The sequence below is a fragment of the Neisseria sp. P0009.S007 genome, assembly GCF_051962515.1.
Genome location: NZ_JBQCVF010000362.1, coordinates 1 through 1,362 on the forward strand (window position 1 = coordinate 1; position 1,362 = coordinate 1,362).

Here is a 1,362-nt window from a genome sequence, read left to right on the forward strand (position 1 = left end):
GATGGTGTTCAGGGTATCGCCTTTACGTACAGTGTAGGAAACGTTTTGAACCGGGTTGCTGCGGACTTTTGCCGGAGCAGCTGTAACACGGAGGATTTGGCCTTTTTTGATATTGTTGCCTTTGATGTTGTTGGCAATAATCAAATCGGCTACGCTCAGGTTATAGCGTTTGGAGATATTAAACAATGTATCGCCATCTGCCACACGGTGGGTACCCACTGCAAGTGCTGCGGTTTGTGTGTTTTGTTGGCCATTTACACGTGCAAGACGTGCATTGATGCGTTGTTGTTGTTTAGCGGTATTGGCTGCGATACGTGCGGCACGAGCGCTTTCAGCAGTAACAACAGTTTGAACTTGTTTGGCTTCAGAAGTCGCTTCAGCAACAGTTGCTGCAGGTTCCTCCGCAGGTTGGCTTTGTACCAAAGCCATCAGGTCATCACGCTCTTCTTGAACCGGAGCAACAGCAACAGATTCAACTGCTGGAGTAGGGGCTACATCGTTTGCGGCAACAGACGGTGCAGTCAAGTCGGCAAGGATAGCTGCTTTGGGTGCTTCAGCAACATTTGTGGCAGCAGGCTCAGCAGTAGTATGGGTCATGGCTACAACAGGGGCGGCTACTTCCGCATTTGCAACTTGAGGCTGTGCTTTGGTTTCTGTTACTGCTACAGAAGTAACGTTTTCAGCTTTGCTACGTGCAATAAAGTCAACCGGTTTGCTGGACTGTGGAACAACAGGCGCAACAATATTGGTCACGGTAGTTTGAGCAACTTTAACCGGTTCTGCTACGCTGGAAGCAATAATCGGAGACATAGCCGGCATATTGGATTGGTAAGTATCCGGAGTATTGTCTTTGTCGATAAAGTTAATAATGTCTTGACTTTGGGTAGCTGAGTTTTTAGCCACCAAAATGCTGCGGCCTTCAGAAATGGCGCTACCGCTCAGGCCGTTGAGGCGTTTGAGTTCGGCTACGCTCATGCCGGTATCGTTAGCAATGGCGTTAAGCTTCTTGTTGCCCAAAGAAGTATAAATATCCCAAGACATCAGGGTATCTGGATTGGCATTGCGGTAGTTCTTCTCAAATGCAGAAACCGCAGAAACCGGCAACAACAGGCGACGGTTATTTTTAGGGATGAATACCGGAGCATTGAAACCTGGGTTGAGTGCCAACAGTTCGCTTTCGCTGATGTTTGCAAAGCGAGCGATTGTGCTGTTATCAATAGGTTTGTCGATGCTGACAGATTTGAAATACGGCTGATTGCTGATTTCGCTGATATTCATACCGAAGGTTTGCGGATTGGCAACGATATTGCGGACGGCCAAAAGTTTGGGAACGTAGTTGCGTGTTTCGTTCGGCATACGCAG

At 48.1% G+C, this 1,362-nt stretch carries 1 protein-coding gene; it reads right to left on the minus strand.

Going from position 1 to position 1,362, the window contains the following annotated elements; translation table 11 throughout:
- Positions 1-1,362, minus strand: a 1,362-nt coding sequence (locus tag ACTHS3_RS13270; RefSeq protein WP_440368162.1) for a LysM peptidoglycan-binding domain-containing protein, incomplete at both ends; no start/stop codon positions are given.